The sequence below is a fragment of the Desulfobacula toluolica Tol2 genome (assembly GCF_000307105.1).
GTDB lineage: Bacteria > Desulfobacterota > Desulfobacteria > Desulfobacterales > Desulfobacteraceae > Desulfobacula > Desulfobacula toluolica.
Genome location: NC_018645.1, coordinates 335,973 through 357,748, shown reverse-complemented (window position 1 = coordinate 357,748; position 21,776 = coordinate 335,973). Strand labels below are relative to the sequence as shown.

Sequence of the window (21,776 nt, the reverse complement as noted above, 5' to 3'; positions counted from 1 at the left end):
CAACAAAAATTAATTTTTAAAAACGGATGTGTATAAATGACAATCCAGTTTCTTGGAAAAACATTAAAAAATCATATGGTTCTGGCTTCAGGGGTTCTTGGGAACAGCAAGGAGATCCTTGAAAGAGTCCATGAAAACGGCTGCGGTCTTGTGACCATGAAATCCATCGGTCCTGCGCCCAGGGACGGGCATAAAAATCCAACGGTGATTGATCTGGGCCAGGGTATGATAAATGCTGTGGGACTGCCGTCTCCTGGATATTTGAATATGGAAAATGAATGGCAGGATCTTGACAAGCGTGATTTTCCAGTGATTGCAAGTGTTTATGGTGGTTCTGTCAAAGAATATCAGATGGTGGCGGAATTTGTGTCCGCAAAAAAACCGGATTTTATCGAAATCAATATATCCTGCCCCAATTCTGAAAAGCACGGCATGATATTCGGCATTAACCGTCAATCTTCCCAGGAAGTGGTGTCTGCCGTCAAAAAGGTTATTAATGTTCCCCTTATTGTGAAATTGACCCCCCAGGCCCAGGATATCGGGGACATTGCCAAAGCCTGTGAAAATGCAGGGGCGGATGCGATCTGCGCCATCAACACCGTGGGTCCGGGAATGGTTATTGATATTGAATCGGCAATGCCGGTGCTTGCCTTTAAGAAGGGCGGGCTGTCCGGGCCCATGATAAAGCCCATTGCCGTCAGGTGTGTATTTGATATCTACAAGGCTGTGAACATTCCCATCATCGGGCTTGGCGGCATCACCACGGGAGAAGATGCAATTGAGATCATTATGGCAGGAGCAAGCCTTGTGGGAATCGGAAGCGCTGTCCGGTACAGGGGAATTGACGTGTTTCAAAAGGTCACGGATGAAATGAACGCCTGGCTTTCAAACCGGAACTTAAGCATAGAGGACATAAAAGGGGCAGCCCATAAGGAAAAATGATGATGAACACGATTACCGATCAGAAACATATCATGCTCAGGGTGGATGAAAAACGCATTGAAGGCCCGGCCTTTGCCACACTTTTTTTTAATTATGCCATGCCATTTAAACCCGGCCAGTTTATCATGGTCTGGATTCCGGGTGTTGATGAAAAACCCTATACCATTTGTTTTCATTCAAAAGACAGGTTTGCCATTACCATTGAGGCCAAGGGAATTTTTTCCCAAAAAGCCGTTTCTTTGAACAAAGGAGACCTTGTAGGCATAAGGGGGCCTTTTGGAAACGGGTTTGATATTCAACCTGATCACACCGTGGCCGTTGTGGCCGGCGGCTGCGGTATGGCACCGTTGGCCCCGCTGGTGGAAATGCTGAATAAAAATACAACCGTTATCCATGGCGCAAGATCAAAAGAGTATATCCTTTACCCGGACAGGTTTGATACCCAGCGGCAATTTTGCACGGATGACGGCAGTTTTGGTCAAAAAGGCCTTGTTACGGATCTTCTTGAAAAAGAAATAGCATCCGGCAGGCAATTTGACATGGTCTATACCTGCGGGCCTGAAATCATGATGTACCATATTTTTAATCTCTGCGAAACTCACCACATCCCCTGTCAGGTCTCTTTGGAACGGTACATGAGATGCGGGTTCGGGGTGTGCGGTGCCTGTGTCTGCGGAAAACAGCTTGTGTGCAAAGACGGGCCGGTATTTGGTTCCGGCGAATTGCGTGAAATGAATGACTTTAACACCAAAGCCCTGTTAAAATCCGGTAAGGATGTTGAGCTTTCCCAATATTTTTCCTGGCGATGCAAATAACTGCCATGGGCAGGCTTGCTCTTTCATCCGGGTTTGCCCACAACAAATAATTAAAGTCACGATTGGATTTGCCAGGACTTTTTTATAAAAAATGATGTTAAAAGGATATTTGAATGACATACAAAGAAGAATTTATTGAATTTTTAGTCGACTGCGATGCCTTGAAATTTGGCGAATTTGAATTAAAGAGCGGCAGGCTGGCCCCTTATTTTATCAATACCGGCATGTTTGACACGGGCATGAAAATTAAAAAGCTGGGTGCTTTTTATGCCAAAGCCGTAATGGAACATTTCTCAGACAGTTTTGACGGCGTTTACGGGCCGGCTTACAAAGGGATTCCTTTGTGCATTTCAGCAGCCCAGGCACTTTGTGACATGGGCATGGACAAAGGGTATGTGTTTAATCGAAAAGAAGCCAAAACCTATGCGGACAAAAGCCTTGTGGTGGGCATGCCCCTGACGGCAGACACCCGGCTGATTTTAGTGGATGATGTGATCACATCGGGTAAGGCCATCAGGGAATCTCTTGAAATCCTTAAATCCTGTAATGCGCCAAAAGTCAGCGGTATTGTTATCAGTGTCAACCGCCAGGAAAAAGGTAAAACCGATAAAAACGCATTAAAGGAAGTTGAAGAAATCCTCGGTATTCCCATATATTCCATTGTCACCATTGCAGATATAAAAGCATACCTGCACAATAAAAAAATAAATGGCCGGGTTGTTCTTGATGACGGCATGCTTGCAAAAATTGATGCTTATCTTGAAAAATACGGTGCGGCTTAAACAGGATGAAGCTTAAGTCGCAAAAGCGTTAACAAGTTAATAGATATGAATTCACAAGGTTGACAAGCCCCCAGATGATCGGCGGGGGAAAAACAGCTTCAATGGATCTGTCAAACAGTATTGAAATGCAGGATTCATACTGATCACTGGAATTCCATAACAGATAATATACAGGAACCCTGGGAAAGGGGTAAAGCACACAGGCGGCATCAGCCATATCCATGGGTTTGCCGCCTAATTTTGCAGCGCTTTGGATAAACTCTTCATGATCATCTTTGAATTTTCTCAGGACAGGCTCTTTTTTTAACCTGTTTTTCCCCGTAAAATAGAGGCCCTGTTTCATATCCTTGGATGAAATCATGGTTTTTCCAAGAGGATAAAGTCTGTCAACTGTTTTAAAGTATGTGAGCGAAATCAGCCCGAGCAATTCACAGTCAATGGGTATATCTTCTTGTTCCGTCCTTTTTTTAATCTCTTTGTTTTTTAGGTCCAGAACTATTTTTTCATTCAAAAACTGAAAAACAAGATTCCCTTGGCAATCGGTTTGTGCCAGAGAATAGGAGCAGACAAGGTTAAGATCCCTTTTTAGAACCTCATCCCAATATTCTTCAGGTATTTGCACCTGATTTCCCAAAGGGTCTGTTGATAGCAGAGGGTGTTCTCGTCTTCTTTTTTGCATCTGCAGGTATGCCCCGGAAAAGGGATAGGGATTTTGCAGATAATTTTCGCAGGGAAACTGGTTGCAGTCCCGTAAGCAGTAATCCTTATTGTTCATTACAACGCAGCTTAAAATAGGACAGGTATCGTTGAATAATCTTTTTTGGGTTTCCAGTTTCAGCCGGGCTTCATCGCTTTTCCCGGACCCGCAGCTGGTACAAAGCCCAAGCAGATTCAGTCGGCATACGTCGCAATTTATTCCGCAGGCACCTGTAGGCATAATTTGTCTCCCGATTGTTTGATTTTTATCTTGATGTTCTTTATTGTGACATGTTTGAAAATAAATATCAATTTTACATCACTTAAAACAATTTGGGCTAAGATTTTAACATATTTTATGATTAGCCTATTTTACTATTTTATGTTGATGAAGCAACTCAAAACATTTTATAGATGGTAATTTATCCCAAAGACACATCAAGAATCATCATCACTGAAAAACCAATCATTGTCGCCATTGTTACCGTATCAATGTTTTTATAATTTCTTTGAGATTCAGGAATCAGTTCTTCCACCACCACAAAAATCATTGCGCCTGCAGCAAAACAAAGGGCATAGGGCAGAATCTGCTGCATGTTTATGACAAACAAGGCTCCCAGAACACCGGCGATGGGTTCTACCATACCGGAAGCCTGCCCCATGAAAAAACTTTTTTTCTTGCTCATTCCTTCTCTTCGCAACGGCATTGATACGGCTGTTCCTTCAGGAAAATTCTGAATACCAATGCCGATTGCCAAAGCAATTGCCCCCCCCATCGTTGCGGAAGGAAGATTGGCAGCAACAGCACCAAAGGCGACGCCAACTGCCAGTCCCTCGGGTATGTTATGAAGCGTTATTGCAAGAACCAAAAGGGTGCTTCTCTGCCATGACGTCTTTATTCCCTCACTTTTATCAATACTTAAACCGGGATGAAGGTGGGGTAAAAATTTATCTGTCAGTCTCATAAAAATTCCACCGCTCATAAATCCAATGACAGCTGTCAGCCATGGTGTATGCCCCAATTGTTCCGCCATCTCTATACCGGGTGAGAGAAGAGACCAGAAGCTTGCTGCAATCATTACACCTGCAGCAAAGCCAAGAGTTGAATCAAAGAGTTTTTGATTTATATTTTTCGTGAAAAAAACAAGTGCTGCACCTGCGGCAGTTAAAGCCCAGGTAAAAAGTGTTGCGATTAATGCCTGGGTAACAGGGTTGAACTGGTGAAAGAAATCAATCATCTTTATTCTCCTGACAATATTAGCTGTCCTGATACAGGGGGTCTATAAATAATATGTTTATGCGCAATACCCGTCAAAAATTTTTCGGTTGTTTTTTAGCATTTCTTCTGTAAGCAGATCTTTTAATGCCATGTTATAATCTTTTTTTGATACACCTGGAATGAGCCCGTGTTTTGCAACCGTTCCCAGAAGAGCCATGTTCTGCATCCTGGAATCGGTTATGGATCGGGTGTCCACTTTGATCGCTGTTACACCGGAATCCTTACAGGCCGTCTGAATATCTTTTACCGTGATTTCAGTTGCCTGGCCTAAGCGGACGGGAAGCGGCTGCCAGGACACATCCATGTACACAAGGGTTCCTCCCTTTCTTAAGGCTATTCCAAGTCCCCGCAGGGCTTCATGGAGTTCCATACCCAAAACAAGATCTGCACAATGATTCATGATCAGCGGGGAATGGATTTTTTCACCGCATCGGATACTGGAAACAACAATTCCCCCTCTCTGGGCAAGTCCATGGGTATCAACGGCAATGGCATTGATACCTGCATTATCTATTCCCCTCAAAAGGGCCTGGCTTAACAATCCAATGCCCTGCCCCCCAACACCGGTGATATAAATATTATATGATTTCATTTTTCTCCTTTATCAAAATCAATTGCCTGTACCGGGCATGACGGTCTGCAAGATCCGTCTCCAATACAAAGGTCAAGATTAATATCCACACTTTGATCAGGGTTTCGGATAAATGTCGGGCAGCCGAATTTCTCCAGGCAATCATGGGTCTTGTTGCACGTTTCCTGGTCAATGGTAATATGTTTTTTGACATATCCGGGCTTTTTTTGCTGATACCTTGTAAACTTGAGCATGCAGGGATGTTCGGCAATCACAACGCTGATGCCTTTTATTTTCAGGGATTGTTTTACAAGGTCCGTTAATTTGGACTGGTTGTAAGTATCACAGGAGAGGATGCTTTCAATACCAAGTCCCTCAAGTAAATTTTTAATGGGGATTTCACTGCCGGCATGATCCTGATGTCCGGTCATGGCCGTGGTGCCGTTTTCCATGATAATCAATGTAATATTGTGATGGTTGAATACAGTGTTGATCAATCCTGGCAGGCCTGCATGGAAAAAGGTTGAATCCCCTAAAAACGCCACCACTCTTTTTTTATCATTGAACAAGGACAACCCTGATGCCATGCCGCAGGATGCGCCCATGCACATCAAAATTTCTCCCACATTATACGGCGGCATAAATCCAAGCGTATGACAGCCGATATCCGCCACGGTTACATCCTCGGTCTCCATGGCTTTTTTGATGGCAAAAAAAGCGCTTCTGTGGCCACAGCCCGGACACATCTGGGCGGGTCGTTGCGGAACTTGTATTGCTGAAGTTTTTATTTCGCAAACAACGGATTTTGGTGCATTTAACATCATGTCAGGCCATACCGCCGCCAGTTTTTCCATAACCTTGTCCGGGGTGTACTCTCCCACATAGTCCTCATCCTCTTTTTTTCCTGTCAGGTTTGTTTTCAAGCCTGAATCATAGGCCAGTGATTTGATCTGAATTTCAAGAAAGTCGTCCAGTTCTTCTATGATCAGAACCTCATCATGGGCTTTTAAAAAGGATAGGATGATGTCCTCTTCAAGTGGATTGACAGCGCCCAGCTTCAGGATGTCCGGTGTGTATTGGGCGTCTTCAAATACATCAAGAACCGAAAGAAAGGTCAGGCCCGAGGTGATGATCCCCTTGCCCCGGTTGTTTTTTGAGGTTAATTCTTTGTTTAAACCTGCATCTTTAATATAATACTTTGCTTGACGCATTTTTTTAATGGATTGGCGTTTCATATCCAGGGCCAGGGAGGTCAGAGGGATATAGGGGCCGTTTTGTTTGTTGAAATCGGTTTTGTAAGGGGTTTGCCCGTCATATTTGTCAAATGCTATCTTCTGCCTGGCATGGCAGACATGCGTGGTCAGTCTAAGCACGACTGCGGTTTGCTCTTTTTTTGCAAGTGCTGCGGCATGTTTATAATAGGTATAGGCTTCCTTGGGGGAGGCCGGTTCAAAAACCGTTATCCTGGACATTTTATAAATATTTCGGTTGTCCTGTTCGTTCTGGGATGAATTCGCACCAGGATCATCTCCTAGTACAACCACCATCCCGCCAATGATATTCATCAATGAAAGCTGGACAAAGGTATCAAGGGCCACGTTCAGTCCGACACTTTTAAAAAACACACAGGAAAGATTTCCATTCAAAGCCGCCCCAAATGCCACTTCTGTTGCCACTTTTTCATTGACTGAAAATTCAAAGTAAAAAGGCCTTACAGCTTCGGGTATGCTTGAAATGGCAGTTGCGATTTCAGGGGTGGGTGAACCGGGATAAGATGAAACCACTGTTGTTCCAGTTTCTATCATTGCCCTGACAACTGCCTCGTTTCCCATTAAAATTTCCTCAAAGGGATCTTTGCCCATAAGGATTTCACCTGTTTTTTTCATATGCACTTCCTTGGGTAAAAGATTGGTGTTGATTTTTTTACAATATCATATTTTTTTTTAAACACGAAATAATAATATGGTATCTTAAAAACTGAGCATTTATTGTTGTGGCAGGTCAATTTGCCATGGCCGTTTATATGAAAGTCTTCAAAAATACAAACAGCGACTTTCATGTTTTGTTGTGGGCAAATCTGAGCGAAAGACCAAGTCTGCCCGTGGCAGTTATTCAGAACAAGAGAAAAACAGGTCAAACAACTTGACGTTATGTTGGAAGGGTTCTAAAAGAATGGTGAAGTCAAAGGCTTTTTTTTATGAAGCCGGCAACAGCAAATAATGAGGCATGTTGAAACAATGGAAAAATAAGGAAAACAAAAATCCATGGTTCTTATTCCTGAAATAACATCTGATATGATGATTGTATTTGGATTTTTGATTTTTGTGACACTGCTGTTTGTGTTTGAAGTGGTTCGGGTTGATATGGTGGGGCTTTTAATGATGATCCTGCTTCCCTTGTCCGGTGTGATCGAGCCATCCATGGCCATCAGCGGGTTGAGTTCCAATGCTGTTGTTTCGATCATTGCCGTCATCATTATCGGGGATGGCCTTGATAAAACCGGGGTCATGAATATTTTTGCCCGGCATATCATCCGTCTGGCCGGAAAAAGCGAAGTTCGTATTATGACCTTGATCTCCGGCACTGTGGCATTTATTTCAAGCTTCATGCAGAATATCGGTGCAGCAGCCCTGTTTCTTCCGGCAACCAACAGGATCTGCAGGCAGTTGAATGTACCGGTTTCAAGAATTCTCATTCCCATGGGGTTTTGTGCGGTGATCGGCGGATGCATTACCCTTGTGGGATCAAGCCCTTTGATTCTTTTAAATGATCTGATGGCATCCTGGTGGTCAAACAATCTTCGTATTATAGGGAATAAACCTTTTGAGGCATTCGGACTTTTCAGTGTCACCCCCATCGGAATTGCACTTGTCATAAGTGCGATGGTCTATTTTGTTCTTTTTCGTAAAATTGTTTTGCCTGCTGTCACCCTTCAAGCGGAAGATCATTGCCTGCTTGATCAAGATCTTGAATATACTTATGGCCTGGAAATCCACAATGCCTATGAATTGAATGTGCCTGCCGGTTTTGTGACAAGGCGGCTGGATGAATTGGAAATCCGGCCTAAATTTCATTCAACCGTTATCTGTATCTGTAAACAGGGCCGGGGAGAAGGCTGGTATAAAGTAAATGTTCCTTCAAGATCGGATATTATTGAACCCGGTGATATTGTCGGTGTCATCAGCAACCGGGAACATATCCATCGTCTTGCCGAGACTCTGGAGTGGGAATTGTGCGATGAACTTGATCACATGAGCGAGATATTATCTCCCGACAACACGGAAATCACCGAAGCCATTGTCACACCAAGGTCGGAACTGGTGGGCAAGACACTGCACCAGATCTATTTTCGAAAAAGATACCAGGTTAATCCTCTGGCTCTTTACAGAAGAAACCAGGTTTTTCTTGAAGATATCTCGGAAACAAAAATCCAGCCAGGAGATGCTTTTCTCCTGTTTGGTGAACTGGAAAAATTTCATCTGCTGCAACACAAAAAAGATCTGGCCTTTACCGAACATATTCAGGGAGAACTGATGCATCCTGAAAAAGCAGGGCTTGCGGTTGGCTGTCTTGTTCTGGCCCTTGTTCTGGCACTGGGCCTGAACGTTCAATTGTCCATTGCCCTTCTTACCGGGGCAGTCGGTATGATTCTCACCCGGGTGTTGACTCTTGATGAGGCCTATCAAGGTGTTGACTGGATGACGGTTTTTCTGCTGGCAGGCCTGATTCCCCTGGGCCTTGCCTTTGAACGAACCGGTGCTGCCCATTATTTATCCGCATCCATTGCCAACTTGATGCAGGGAGCGCTCAACCCCCTGGTCTTATTCCTGCTTATCGGCTGTTTAACATCTTTTTTTACCTTGGTCATTTCCAATGTTGGGGCCACTGTACTCATGATTCCTTTGGCCATGAACATGGCAGTCCAATGCCATGCTGATCCGAGAATGGCAGCCTTGATGGTTGCCGTAGCCGCATCCAATACTTTTGTTTTGCCAACCCATCAGGTCAACGCTTTGATAATGAGGCCCGGCGGCTACAAGGTAATTGATTATGTCAGGGCCGGTGCCGGCATGACTGTTTTATTCCTTGGGGTTGTCATGTTTATTTTGTATTTTTTTTATGGGATCACAGGATGATTTTTTAGTTGTGACAGTTCAATCTGTCATGGCCATTTTATATGAAAGTCTTGAAAAATTTAAACAGCGACTTTCATATTTTGTTGTGGGCAAACCCGTATGACCGGATTGTAGTATGAAACGGCCGGGTCTACCCATTATCGTTACTGGTTATACCTTAATTTGTTTTCTTCTTCGATCAACTTCATGGTTTCTGCGCTGCCACCGGTTTTGATCCATAAATGTTCCGGTTTGGCCAGAAGTTCCTTGATATGGGTACGATACGTTTCTCCCTTGCCGGCATGATCTGCCATTTCCTGAACTTCCGGCAGAAAATCATGGTAAAAATTTCTGGCAATTTCATACATGCCGTGCCAGTGGGTATAATCCGGTGCAAACATGGCGGCCGCCATCCTGGCTCTCCTGCCTTCATGGTGCCATATTTCAAACCATGTAAACCCTAGTTTGTTCTGGAATCCCGTATTTTTCCAGATTTCGTCTTTTTTCAGCATATTGACCAGTTCTACGCCGGGTTTGGCAAATTTTTCATTGTATAACATTACCACGTCATCCAGCTGCCGGTAAAAATTTTGGGCCTGGTTGACACCGTGACATGATTTGCACACTTCCTGCATGTTGGTTCGTCTCTGCTTCCAGGACACAACACTCTGGATGGTTTTTTCGGAAATAATTTTTTTGAGCTTGTCTCCTTCCCTGACATAACTTTTTGAGGTGGCGGTCTGGCCGGCACGGGGAGGCAGGTCACCTGTAATATCGGTTACGGTTTCGTCGGTAAAGGTCACCCGGTTGAGTTTTGAAGAAACAACAGCCCTCAGATTCCAGGAAATCCTGTCGCCCACATTATGGCTGTTTTTGGCAACCGCACCATTGAGTTTGATAAAAGAACCCATGTGGCAGGTGGAACAGGTAGGAGCGGTATGGTAATCATCGCCCAATACCCAGGAGCCGTCTTTCATGATATTCATGCCGTCCGGAGAATTTGTTTTTTCAGCCGTGAAATAGGCAATCCCGTGTTTGGATTCTTCATAGATCTCTTTTTGAGGATGATCCGGCCCTAAATGGCATTTGCCGCAGTTTTCCGGCTGTCTTGCCCTGGAAGCGGAAAAAGAGTGCTTGGAATGACAGGCATTGCAGGCCCCCTTGGTGCCGTCGGGATTTATTCGCCCTATACCGGAGTTGGGCCAGGTGTTGTAATCCATTTGAGGGGCATCTGTTTTGGACCGCATGGATTTTCCATCCTTATCACGCTTCAGGGAAACCACGGAACCATGGCATTGCCAGCAGCCGCTGGCCATGTTGCCCTTGTTTGAGGGCATGCCGCCCACCACTTCGGCCAGCATATTATCAAGGGAAGCCATGATTTCCCCTGCTGTTGCATGGTGGGACTGGGCCATTTCACTGGCTTCGGGTTCATGGCACTTTGCACAGTCCCTGGGTGACAGAACAGCTTTGATAAAAGCGCCTTCATGTTCGTAGCCCAGTTCATATCCCTTGTCTGCAGCATGACAGGTAAAACACCCCACCTGGCCTTCTTTAGCTGCGGCATGGGCTGAATTTTCCCATTGAAGGACCAGGGACTTGTTCTCTTTTAAATGACAGGTGATGCATTTTTTGTTCATTTCCTGATTTTTTGGATTTTTTACGTCAAAGGATGCCTCAGTCAATGCCCAGGCCGCCCCTGCTGTAAAAAAAGAGAACATAACAAAAATCAGGTATGATCTTAAAACTATCATAAAATTTTTCTCCCGTAATATTAAGTTGAAATACAAAATCGCCGATGCTTTGCTGCACTGCCTTACCTCTTTCATGCATCACCTCCTTTTTTAAAAATGTCATATTTTAAGTTAAGGGTTATTTTACGATTGTTTTATTATCCTGCGTCCAGAATGGGAAGATCCGGCTTAACACAAACAAAACAATAAACGGGATGGCCATGACGATCATCACCGCCAGTATCCCCTCCTTGTCAAACCACTCGGGATGAAATTGTGTATAGCCTCTGGCACTCTTGCTCATGAGCTGGCCCCCGATCACCACATTCCATCGCATGATCAGCACCTGAAGCAAGAGGATGATTGAAACAACGGCTGCCATAAAATTATAAGTTTTGGGCTTTATCGTGAATATGGCCATTATTCCCAGGAGAAGCAACGGGATCACTGAACAGATCTTGACCTGCCATAACCAGAAGGAGCTTGCCAGCGGGCCGTTCAGCAGCCCTTCAACCATATGGTGATACCCGGATTTCAAGTATGAATGGGAAAAAACCTCCAGCATCTCAAAGGCAAATGCCAGGATAAAAAACAGGGTAAGGATTTTAATGCAGGTTTTGACGCAGTCATGATCAATGGATCGTCCTTTTGCTTTGCGGATGACCATATAGGCCGGGATAACAGCAGATATTCCCGATACACATGCGGAAAAAAGAAACATAACCGGCATAAGCGGAGTTGACCAGGTGGGATTGGCTTTGACCCCTCCGAAGATAAACCCCACATACCCGTGAAGGACGATCGCAACGGGGATACCGATGCCGACCAGGAACCTGATGATTTTTTGATCCAGCACAAGCGCTTCTGTTGACAGGTCAATGCTGTCAAAGGTCAAAACCCGATACAAAAGCTTTCGCAATCCTTTGGAATTTTTTCGTGATGCCACCAGGTCTTTTCGATACACAAAAAGAACAATAAAGACCAGAACTCCCATGGACACAGCATAGATATACCCGAATCCGGCCATGGCAGAGCTGGGGCTGGGCGTTAACAGCATGTTGAGATTTCGCTCGGGCCGCCCAAGATGAAGCAAAAGCGGTAAAGTGGCGCAACACAGGAATGCCAGAGCAAACAAAAGTGAAAATCTTGCCACGGGTTTGAGACTTTTGACATTAAAAAGATAGTAAAGAGCCGCAATGATAAATGCCCCGTCCACAAGTCCTGTCATATACGGATAAAGGACGATCATCATGCTCCAGTGGACATGAAGATCATTGGGGAACACATAATTGGAAACCAGCATTGCTGCCGGGCCGTAGGCGGCATCCATCAGACCACCTCCCTTCGTGCGCCTTTGTAATAAAGGGCGGGCCAGGTTCCCATCTCTTTTCTCAATACCGTCAGAACACCCGGACCCTTTAAAATTTTATAGACTTCGGATGTTTCGTCTTTCATGGAGCCAAATTTTCGGGCTCCTGTGGGACAGACCTCGACACAGGCCGGTAACAGTCCTTTTCTGACCCGATGGTAGCACCAGGTGCATTTTTCCGCGACCTTTGTAACAGGATTTAAAAATCGAACCGAATAGGGGCAGGCCTGGATGCAATAGCCACATCCCACACACTGCTTTTCATCCATCAGAACAAATCCGTCAGGGGATACAAAGGTTGCGCCCACAGGGCATACCTGAACACATGGCGCTTGCCTGCACATATTGCACAGCTTGGGCACAAAAAAGGTATCCCTTGTTTTTTCATCAATATCTGTCCGGGGGGTCTGGTATCCATCCAGGCCGCCATTGGGAGAATCCACATAAATCTGGTCACTGAATCCTTTTACATACCGCTCAACCCAGGTTCGGTAGTTCCCGTCCGGCACATTATATTCGCGTTTATCAGCCATGCAGCAGGCTCCGCAGCCGATACAGCGAGTAATATCCACGATAAAGGCAAACTCCTGGTTGCGAATTTCATAGTCTTTGCCCTTGATTCCCGGGATCTGTTCGGGAATTTCAAGGCTGCCTCCGCCCATGGGCCAGACCAGATATAAAGAACCTGCAATGGTTGCGTTCAAAACTTTTTTGACAAACGACCGCCGGTTCATTTCCGGTGATGGATCTAATATTTTCATCCTCCTGCCTCCAGCAATCCGGTTATCTGTTTTGCCCGGATAATATATTTCAAAGGTGCATGAACATGATGACATTGATTACAATTGTGAGTGAGTTTAACTTGTTGGTCCTTTAAATGATTTGGCATGGCAACGGTTTTAATAACGTGTTCAGGCCTTGCCTTGATCTCGGTGTTGTGGCATCTGAGGCACAGGGTGGTGATTTGCTTTTCTTTTTTAACGGGAAGAATTCCGATCTTTTTGCCTTTGTTGATATGATCTGCATAAGTGCCGTGACAAAATTCACATGAAATGGTTTGATGCCGCCCTTTTTTATGGATTTTTGCTTCATAAGGGTGACATTTGAAACAGGAGGCATTGGTCCCGTGCCTAACCGGAATAAGGGCGGCTTCTGCAATTGCATTTGCCCTGTAATGGCCGTATACGCCAAAAGAATCCGGAATAAATAATTTTTTGAAAACAAGTCCGCCTCCAGCCAGCACACCAATGCTGATCACTATAAGCAAAAGACGCATTCGATAGCTTAACTTCACAACGGCCTCCTGTCATTAGTTATTCCCACAGCGCTTTGATTTTTTGTAAACGCCATATGCTTTGAAACTTCAGTGGTACAACGGTTTTAATTTAATATCCTAAGATTGAATACCGCAGTTAAGAAATTTTTATTCAGTAATTAGAACGATACCATTACAAAATTATGACAGGCAAGTTCTTTTTAAAAAAAAATGATATTTATTTGCATTTAATTTTGGTGCGTATTAAACTTATCTCATTTGTTTTCACGGTTTTCAAAATAAAAAATTTTTATCAGGGGAGCAAACCATGTCGTTTCTTTTTTCAGATGACAATGATTTTATTATCACCATAGAAGTGGTGCCGCCCGCAGGCAATGATCCGACCGCAATTCTGGAAAAGCTGTGCAACCTTTCCGGTCTTCGGTTTCACGCGTTCAGTGTTGCCTCAAATCCCGTGGCAAAACCCAGGATGTCGGCCATGGTGTTCACACATCTGGTACAACAAGCAACCCTAAAACCTGCCATCCTGCATTGTACGGTAAGGGACCACAACCGGCTGGGATTGCAAAGCGAACTGTGGGGTGCCAAAGCCCTGGGAATTGAAACGGTTATCGCCGTAACCGGTGATCCGTCATCTTCCAGGGCTGAGGAGTCCACATCAACGGTGGGCGATTTAAATGTGTTTCAACTGATTGCCCTGGCCAGGGAGTCTGATCTGGATATTGGTGCGGTTCTTGATTTCAGACCTGAAGTCAACGGGCTTAAGCATGAAGTTAAGCGACTGGAACAAAAGGTGGCTTCGGGCTGCCGCTTTATTGTCACTCAACCGGTTTATGATGAAAAAACCGCCAAAGCGATTCATACGGCTACACAGCATCTTGATGTCCCTGTCATCATGGGCATTCTCCCGCTGCTGTCTTATAAACATGCTGTATTTCTTCATGACAAGGTGGACGGCATTGCCGTTCCAAAATTTTTGCGGCAACAGATAAAAACTGCTGAAAATCCTGTGAAAACGGGAGTTGACCAGTCAAGACAGATGCTTGAACTTGGAAAATCCTATTTTTCCGGTGCCTGTATAATGCCGCCTTTTGACCGATTTGATATTTTACCTGATATTCTATCAAACTTTTGAAACCTGTTCTGGACCATTTATTTTGTTCTTTAAATCATGATCTTTGCCTGAAAGAGACCACCGGTCAAGAACGGCCTGTAACCCCTTGGATTTAAATGGTTTGCTCAAATAATCGTCCATGCCGGCAGTCAGACATTTTTCTCTGTCACCTTCAAGTGCATGGGCTGTTAATGCCACGATGGGTGTTTTGATATTCAGTTTCTTTTCATGTTTTCGGATTTCACCAGTGGCTTGATACCCGTCCATTTCGGGCATTTGACAATCCATTAAAACAAGATCCGGCAATTCTCCTAAAAACAGTTCAACAGCCTGTCTGCCGTCGTTGGCAAGGCTTACCCTGCAGCCGTATTTTTTTAACATACTTAAAGCCACCATCTGATTTACCTTATTGTCTTCTGCCAGGAGGATGTGCAGGTTGGACCATCTCGTTTCTTCAGCAAGGCTGTAACGGGTGACAAGCTGATGATTCTCGTGCCTTGGAGGTGTTCCGTTTACCGTAAGCAGCGAGTTGTAAAGGTCGCATTGCCGGACCGGCTTGGTCAAATAGGCTGATATGCTGTTCTTTCTCATGGATTGACCATCCCCCCTTATTCCTATCGAAGTCAGCATTTTTTTCTATGATTTTAGCAGCAATTTTTTTTGGCATCCCATTGCATCAATGGTTACAATGCATCCTGAAATCTCAAGCAATTCTGGAATTGCCGTTATTTCATTTGATTTTTCTTCTGTTTTTAGTTGCCCAAGAACCATATTCATATCGGACGTCCAGGCACTGACCATATGAATTGCCGCCTTCCCATCTCTTTTATTATGGGATCCCCTCAATGTTTTGCCATCAATAGAAACGACTTCATTTTTCATCAAATCTTTTATTGATTTTATCCAGTCGATAAAGGCTGTTCTAAATTCATCCGGATCAATGAGAATAAATACTCGCCTTATTGTATCATGGGAGGGTATACCATTGGGAAGTTCCAAAAATGTTGATAGCCATTCGTATTTTGAATTTCCATACTGCTCTATTTGCTCCCATGTGTCGGCACCACAGATTGCAGCACATATGGTAATTGTCAGTATGTCTATTAATTTATGCTCTTTACGCCTATCAATTCGCGGATCGGTTATCTTGGACAGTTCAGATATCAGTGTTCCTTTTTCCGTATTCATTCTTTAAAACCTCCGAGGTAAAATTCAAAAAAAAACTCTGATACTAAAATTTCTCAAATCTTCAAAGGATTTTTTGCAAGAATAAAAAATATCTGTTTTTATGACTTTTTTAATGCGTTTGCCCTGACCACCCCCTGATTCCAAATCGAAAATACTCGAATCCGCCATTGCCGGAGCCAATCCATACAAGCCGAGTAAAATGCATATAATACTTGCCAGGCTACAATACATTTTCATTAAATTCCTCCATCTCATAAAATTATTTTTTTAAGATTAAAGCGACCCACGGGCAAGGAGTTTTGCGAATTCATTCTTGGGAACCGGACGCTTGAAATAGTATCCTTGTGCTTCATCACAGCCTATTTTTTTCATCAAATGATATTGCTCTTCGGTTTCAATTCCTTCTGCAACAATTTTTTTGCCCAGACTGTGTCCCATTGCAATGATTGCCTTGATAATCACAAGATTTTTGTTTTTTGAGGTGCAGTTCATGACAAACGACCGGTCGATCTTTATGGTATCCACAGGAAAGGACATCAAATAATTTAATGATGAATACCCAGTACCAAAATCATCCAATGCGATTTTCAGATTCATTTCCTTGATTTTTTTCAGCGTGGATATTGTTTCTTCATTATCCTGCATGAGAATATTTTCAGTAATTTCTATCTCAATATTTTGGGCACTAAAAGATATGTTTTGAAGGACATTGTTAATGGTCTCAATTATTTTTTGCTTGGCCAGCTTGTATCCTGACAGGTTTACTGCAATCCTGATGGGGCTAAACCCCTGTTTGATCCATTGTTCAACCTGATAGCATGCCGTAAAAAGAACCCACTTGTTGATTTGAATAATAACTTCGGATTCTTCTGCAATGGGTATGAATTTATCCGGCGAAATTATTCCTTTAAGAGGGTGTTTCCATCGAATCAACGCTTCCGCACCAACTATTTTTCGGTTCGATAGATTCAGCTGAGGTTGATAGTACAAAAAGAACTCTTTGTTTTTAAGCGCTTTTTTGATGTCCCTGTCTATGGCAAACCGCTCAATCGCAGCCTTGTTCATGGAATTCATGAAATATTGATAGGTGTTTCGTCCTTGACTTTTTGCGTGGTACATTGCGGTGTCGGCATTTTTTAAAAGAATATCAGCCCTGTTGCCATCCTCGGGAAAGACACTGATCCCAATGCTTGTGGTTATGGATACTTCATTGCCTTCAAAAATGTGAACAGCCGGAATTGCCTTGAGCAGCCTGTTGGCAATCAGTGCTGCATATTCCGGATCTTTAAGATCAGCTATCAAAATGGTAAATTCATCACCTCCAAGCCGGGCGATCAACAAATCATTTTGTCTGGCCTGTTTGTCGATTCTTGTTGCAGAATCACTGTTCCTTATCGAATTTTTTATGGTTTCAGCCACTTTTTTAAGCAGCATGTCACCGATATGATGACCCAATGTATCATTAATACGTTTAAAATTATCCAGATCAAGAAACAGCAATGCAAAATGTTTTTTTTCCCGAATGGAATACATTATGGTATGGTCCAGACGGTCCATGAAAAGCATACGATTTGCAAGGCCGGTCAAGCTGTCATAAAAAGCAAGAAGCCGAATTTCCTCTTCTGCTTTTTTCAACTGGGTTACATCCTGGACAATTCCAAGCATCAAAATAGATTGAGTCTGTTCATCAAAAATAACCTCTGATTTATTCAATATATGCTTGTGTGACCCGTTCACGGAATGAATTCGATAATTCTGGTTGGATGGATTTTTTGTCTTGAATGCATTCTCAAGTGTTTCTTTTACAAGTTCTTTGTCCTCATTGATAATCGGACTTAGAAAGTCATCAAATGTAACGTTTTGGTCGTTATTATTCAATCCCAGCAATTGACAAGCCTCCAGGGAACAATGAAATTCATTGGTCACCAGATCAAACTGCCAGGTTCCGATTTTTGCAAGTTCCTGGGTTTTTGCAAGACGGCTTCTGCTGATATCTATTTCCCTGAATGCATGACCCGCACGCAGCATGTATTTGACCCTCTGGCCAAGCATGACCAGATTTAACGGTTTGGTTACAAAGCCGTTGGCACCAACGTCAAAAGCTTTTTTCGTTGATTCGGTATCTTCAAGGCCGGTTACCATAAGGATCTGGGCATAATTTCCGTCAGGGGATTGCCGGATCATTTTACACGCATCAAAACCATCCATATCCGGCATCATCACATCCATCAGAATAATATCCGGTTTTTCAGCTTTAAACAGTTCGACTCCCTGCCTTCCGTTTTTGGCTTCAATGGCATCAAATCCGAATTTTTTCAGTGCTGCCATGATAAGGAGCCTTAAAGAAGGCTCATCATCCACGACCAATGCCAACGGTTTTTTTCTTTTTTCATCTGTATTAATCATAATCGCCTGATCTCCATCTCTAAAGCGGATTTGACTTTAATAAATTCAGACTCAATCTCATCAATACAAGGCTGGGCATTCTCTATGGCATTGTTCCGGCAACTCATTTCAAGTTCTTTGCTTATTTCAGACAACCGCATTGCTCCCATATTAGCACTTGATGATTTAAGATTGTGTGCTAAAATCTGCAAATCCTTGACAGTGACTTTTGATATATTGCATTTCAGGTCAGATATTTTGGATTCCGTACTTTCTATATATGTGTTAATCACGCGGGGTAAAATGCTTGGTTCTCCTTCCATCTGAAGATCCTTGATTATTTGAATTGCATTGGGATCAATCACGGTTGAAGATTTTGTATTATCAGTGGAATTATTATTTTCCGGGCATTTATGAAGAATATCTGAACCATGTTTTTTTGTGTTGATTTCCCGGTGTAATTCCCGGTCTTTGCCTGAAACAGACCAGCGGTTAATAATAAACTGCAACATTTCCGACTTAAAAGGTTTGCTTAAATAATCGTCCATGCCGGCAGCCAGGCATTTTTCTTTGTCCCCTTCCAGTGCATGAGCTGTCAATGCCACGATGGGTGTTCTTATGTTCAATGCTTTTTCATGCTTCCGTATTTCTCCGGCAGCTTGATAACCATCCATTTCAGGCATTTGACAATCCATTAAAACAAGATCCGGCAATTCTTTCAAAAATATTTCAACCGCTTGACTGCCGTTGACGGCAAGACTAACCCGGCAGCCGAATTTTCTTAACATTCCCATAGTAACTTCCTGGTTTGTCAAATTGTCTTCTGCCACAAGGATATGGAGATCGAACGGTTTTATTTCCTTTTCAGAAGTTTGCCGGGTGACCGACTGAAACCGTTCGCCCTTTAATGTTTGACTCAAGACTTTTAACAGCGAATTTTGTAAATCCGATTGTCTGACCGGTTTTGTCAAATACGCATTAATGCCTGAATGCATTGCCTTTTGGTCCTCGCCGCTTATCCATACAGACGTGAGCATAATGATTGAGGGCTTTTTCAAATCCGGGGCGGCCTTTATTCTCCTGATCACCTCAAAACCGTCCATATCCGGCATATTCATGTCCAGAAGGACTAAATCAAATGGAACATTTTCCTGTTGTGCAATTTGCAGCTTTTTCAAGCCTTCGGCTCCCCTGAGGCTGGAATCGAATTTCATACAAAAACAGGCAATCTGTCCTTCAAGTATTTCCAGATTGGTGGGGTTGTCATCTATAATAAGGACTTTCAGTCCTTTTAATGTATCGTTATTTATCAAGCCTGTTTTTTGAGGGTTCTCACGGTTTTTTCTCATGGGCAATGTGAAAAAAAAATCACTTCCTCTGCCAGGACTGCTGTCACACTTTAACACCCCGCCCATTAAAGATACAAGCTCCCTGGAAATTGTCAGTCCAAGCCCTGTTCCTCCGTATTTGCGTGTTGTGGAACCGTCAAGCTGGGAAAACGCTTTAAAAAGCCTTATGCGATCCTGAGGATTAATCCCCACGCCTGTATCCTTGATGGAGAGATGCAAATTGACCCTGTTATTATCCTTCCTGGTTGTGGAGGCCTTTATAACAATTTCCCCTTTTTCCGTAAACTTAATTGCATTCCCGATCAGATTTGTCAGAACCTGCCTGAGCCTTGTGGGATCACCCTTCAGATATATGCGGGTTCCACGTTTAATCGCCACAACCAGTTCCAATCTTTTACTGTGGGCCTGGGATGCAAGAAGCTGGGAAACATCTTCAATCAGCTGCTCCAAATTAAAATCAATCATCTCCAGTTCAAGTTTTCCAGCTTCTATTTTAGAAAAATCAAGAATATCATTGATGATTTCCAAAAGTGATTCGCCGGAGTTCTGGATAGTTTCAGCATATCGATGCTGATTCTCAGACAGTCTTGTGGTAAGCAAAAGCTCTGTCATTCCCAGAACACCATTCATGGGGGTTCTTATTTCATGGCTCATATTGGCCAGAAATTGAGATTTGATTCTGCTGACTTCTTCTGCCTGTTCTTTGGCTTTTTCAAGGTTCTTTACCATGGCTTCAAGATCTTTTTTTGCCTGAGAAAGATCTTCTGTCCTCAGTTCAACCATTTTTTCAAGGCCCAGGCTGTATTTTTTCAGTTCTTCATCTCTGGCTTGAATTTCTTCAATCATTTCATTGAAATGGTCCACCAATAACCCGAATTCATCTTTGCGTTGTTTTTTGACGCGAACCTGGTAATTTTTTTGTTCCGATACTTTGTGCATGGAATCAATAACCTCAAACATCGGCCCTGTAATAAAAGACTGCATTCTGGCAGATAAAAGCAACACTACAATCAATGTAATGAAGACAATACCGCCCACGACCAGATAATAGGCATTTAACCGTTTTTTGACCTGCTGCATATTATCAATCAGATGTATTCCTCCCAAAAAGCTTCCTTTCACAATCACCGGTCGTATCAAATGGATATGATCCTTTAATAAAAAGCTCAGCATTCCCTGATCTTTTAATTGATTCAGAGTGTCTTTAGGACTGGGATAAACTTTTCTAAATTCAGAAATAATGGTTTCTGCATCAATGGATTTCCGGCTGTATTTGCTATAAATGCTTCCGGTTTTATCATACAAAACTGCAACAATAATTTCCGGTTTGGCCGCCAGGGAGGCCAGATTTTCCAGAGCAGCCTGCTCATCATCAAACACCAGTGCAGGGCCGCTGTTCAACGCAACAAAATCCGCCATGGATTGCAGTTCTCCGACAAGTGTTTTCCTGGTATTGTATTTTTCATTAATAATCAGCGCTGTAGAAACCATGAATAATGTCAGTAAGGCTGTAACTCCCAGAAGGCATATGAGTTTGATCCGGATTGAAAAATTTTGTATGGATAATTTTGAACCGGTTTTCATTTTTGTTCTCCCACAATAACAGCAAGGTTTAATAAACGGGAACTCAGTTTAAGTCCCTGTTTTTTTGCCGCGCCAGGGTTGATTTCAAATTGCAGGCGGTCATTTTTTGAAAAAAAATTTATCACGCCGCCAAGTTTTATAAATTCCTTTGTTTCTCCTATGGTTAAAACAGGCTTTCCCTTTAGTTTTAACAGGAGTTTTTCTGAAATTTTGCGATCGATATCCCGGCTGATAAAAACGATATCACATTCACGGCAGTCTTCTGGCGTGGACAAACGACGAACATGAATTGTTCTTGTCCCGTTATTTTTTTTGTTAAGAGCATTAAACCGTTTTGCAACCAAGATGTCTCCCATAAAGCCGATCCTGTATGGGGGGGCAGTATTGCCGGCAAATGAGGTTTCAGGCCACTGGATGAAACTGATAAAATTAAATGTAAATGCCGCTTTGACGGCATACTCGTCTATTTCATCGGCCATGACTGTTTTCTCTGCATGAACATAGATGATTAATAGAACAATCAAAGAAATAATCATCTTTTTTATCACATAAATTACAAAATTGTGCAGAAGTGTCAT

At 43.2% G+C, this 21,776-nt stretch carries 18 protein-coding genes; 5 read left to right on the top strand and 13 right to left on the bottom strand.

The window, feature by feature from the left end; genetic code table 11:
- Nucleotides 1-36 precede the first annotated feature (36 nt).
- From TOL2_RS01635 to pyrE, 3 genes are all read left to right on the top strand, one after another.
- Nucleotides 37-942, top strand: coding sequence for a dihydroorotate dehydrogenase (locus TOL2_RS01635; RefSeq protein ID WP_014955820.1), 906 nt, complete (start codon nucleotides 37-39; stop codon nucleotides 940-942).
- Entirely contained in the window at nucleotides 939-1,757 is an 819-nt protein-coding gene (locus tag TOL2_RS01630) for a dihydroorotate dehydrogenase electron transfer subunit (RefSeq protein ID WP_232508034.1), read from the top strand. Before TOL2_RS01635 ends, TOL2_RS01630 begins: the two co-directional genes overlap by 4 nt.
- 113 nt (nucleotides 1,758-1,870) lie before the next feature.
- The gene (gene pyrE, locus TOL2_RS01625; protein WP_014955818.1) at nucleotides 1,871-2,539 is read left to right on the top strand and encodes an orotate phosphoribosyltransferase; all 669 of its coding nucleotides are present in this window, start codon (nucleotides 1,871-1,873) and stop codon (nucleotides 2,537-2,539) included.
- 28 nt (nucleotides 2,540-2,567) lie between these two features.
- Here the strand turns inward: pyrE and TOL2_RS01620 are convergent, their stop codons facing one another.
- The 4 genes from TOL2_RS01620 to TOL2_RS01605 form a co-directional block, all read right to left on the bottom strand.
- Nucleotides 2,568-3,476, bottom strand: coding sequence for a DUF3786 domain-containing protein (locus tag TOL2_RS01620; protein WP_014955817.1), 909 nt, complete (start codon nucleotides 3,474-3,476; stop codon nucleotides 2,568-2,570).
- 181 nt (nucleotides 3,477-3,657) lie between these two features.
- Nucleotides 3,658-4,473: a ZIP family metal transporter gene (locus tag TOL2_RS01615; protein ID WP_014955816.1), complete on the bottom strand. Its 816-nt coding sequence runs from the start codon at nucleotides 4,471-4,473 to the stop codon at nucleotides 3,658-3,660.
- 57 nt (nucleotides 4,474-4,530) lie between these two features.
- Nucleotides 4,531-5,106: a 2-oxoacid:acceptor oxidoreductase family protein gene (locus tag TOL2_RS01610; protein WP_014955815.1), complete on the bottom strand. Its 576-nt coding sequence runs from the start codon at nucleotides 5,104-5,106 to the stop codon at nucleotides 4,531-4,533.
- A complete protein-coding gene (locus tag TOL2_RS01605; protein WP_014955814.1) occupies nucleotides 5,103-6,971 on the bottom strand; it encodes a thiamine pyrophosphate-dependent enzyme in 1,869 nt (622 codons plus the stop codon). The genes TOL2_RS01610 and TOL2_RS01605 overlap by 4 nt, the downstream gene beginning before the upstream one ends.
- A 378-nt stretch (nucleotides 6,972-7,349) precedes the next feature.
- On the opposite strand from TOL2_RS01605, the gene TOL2_RS01600 reads away from it, so the two are divergent.
- Nucleotides 7,350-9,221, top strand: coding sequence for an SLC13 family permease (locus TOL2_RS01600; RefSeq protein ID WP_014955813.1), 1,872 nt, complete (start codon nucleotides 7,350-7,352; stop codon nucleotides 9,219-9,221).
- A gap of 143 nt (nucleotides 9,222-9,364) precedes the next feature.
- Here the strand turns inward: TOL2_RS01600 and TOL2_RS01595 are convergent, their stop codons facing one another.
- The 4 genes from TOL2_RS01595 to TOL2_RS01580 form a co-directional block, all read right to left on the bottom strand.
- On the bottom strand, nucleotides 9,365-10,954 hold the full coding sequence (locus tag TOL2_RS01595) for a multiheme c-type cytochrome (protein WP_148278032.1): 1,590 nt from the start codon (nucleotides 10,952-10,954) through the stop codon (nucleotides 9,365-9,367).
- A 118-nt stretch (nucleotides 10,955-11,072) separates the two neighbouring features.
- On the bottom strand, nucleotides 11,073-12,263 hold the full coding sequence (nrfD, locus tag TOL2_RS01590; RefSeq protein WP_148278031.1) for an NrfD/PsrC family molybdoenzyme membrane anchor subunit: 1,191 nt from the start codon (nucleotides 12,261-12,263) through the stop codon (nucleotides 11,073-11,075).
- Entirely contained in the window at nucleotides 12,263-13,063 is an 801-nt protein-coding gene (locus tag TOL2_RS01585; protein WP_014955810.1) for a 4Fe-4S dicluster domain-containing protein, read from the bottom strand. Before TOL2_RS01585 ends, nrfD begins: the two co-directional genes overlap by 1 nt.
- Nucleotides 13,060-13,596: a hypothetical protein gene (locus TOL2_RS01580; RefSeq protein WP_014955809.1), complete on the bottom strand. Its 537-nt coding sequence runs from the start codon at nucleotides 13,594-13,596 to the stop codon at nucleotides 13,060-13,062. The genes TOL2_RS01585 and TOL2_RS01580 overlap by 4 nt, the downstream gene beginning before the upstream one ends.
- A gap of 289 nt (nucleotides 13,597-13,885) precedes the next feature.
- Here TOL2_RS01580 and TOL2_RS01575 point away from each other — a divergent pair, with 289 nt between their 5' ends.
- Nucleotides 13,886-14,713 (top strand): methylenetetrahydrofolate reductase, encoded by an 828-nt coding sequence (locus TOL2_RS01575; protein WP_014955808.1) that lies wholly within the window; start codon nucleotides 13,886-13,888, stop codon nucleotides 14,711-14,713.
- Here the strand turns inward: TOL2_RS01575 and TOL2_RS01570 are convergent.
- The 5 genes from TOL2_RS01570 to TOL2_RS01545 form a co-directional block, all read right to left on the bottom strand.
- Nucleotides 14,702-15,283, bottom strand: coding sequence for a response regulator (locus tag TOL2_RS01570; RefSeq protein ID WP_014955807.1), 582 nt, complete (start codon nucleotides 15,281-15,283; stop codon nucleotides 14,702-14,704). The two genes, TOL2_RS01575 and TOL2_RS01570, sit on opposite strands and share 12 nt — an antisense overlap.
- Before the next feature lie 45 nt (nucleotides 15,284-15,328).
- Nucleotides 15,329-15,880, bottom strand: a complete 552-nt coding sequence (locus TOL2_RS01565; RefSeq protein ID WP_014955806.1) for an ISAs1 family transposase — start codon at nucleotides 15,878-15,880, stop codon at nucleotides 15,329-15,331.
- A gap of 273 nt (nucleotides 15,881-16,153) precedes the next feature.
- Nucleotides 16,154-18,286 (bottom strand): EAL domain-containing protein, encoded by a 2,133-nt coding sequence (locus TOL2_RS01555; protein ID WP_014955805.1) that lies wholly within the window; start codon nucleotides 18,284-18,286, stop codon nucleotides 16,154-16,156.
- Nucleotides 18,283-21,198, bottom strand: a complete 2,916-nt coding sequence (locus TOL2_RS01550) for a hybrid sensor histidine kinase/response regulator (RefSeq protein ID WP_014955804.1) — start codon at nucleotides 21,196-21,198, stop codon at nucleotides 18,283-18,285. The genes TOL2_RS01555 and TOL2_RS01550 overlap by 4 nt, the downstream gene beginning before the upstream one ends.
- A complete protein-coding gene (locus tag TOL2_RS01545; protein WP_014955803.1) occupies nucleotides 21,195-21,776 on the bottom strand; it encodes a YfiR family protein in 582 nt (193 codons plus the stop codon). Before TOL2_RS01545 ends, TOL2_RS01550 begins: the two co-directional genes overlap by 4 nt.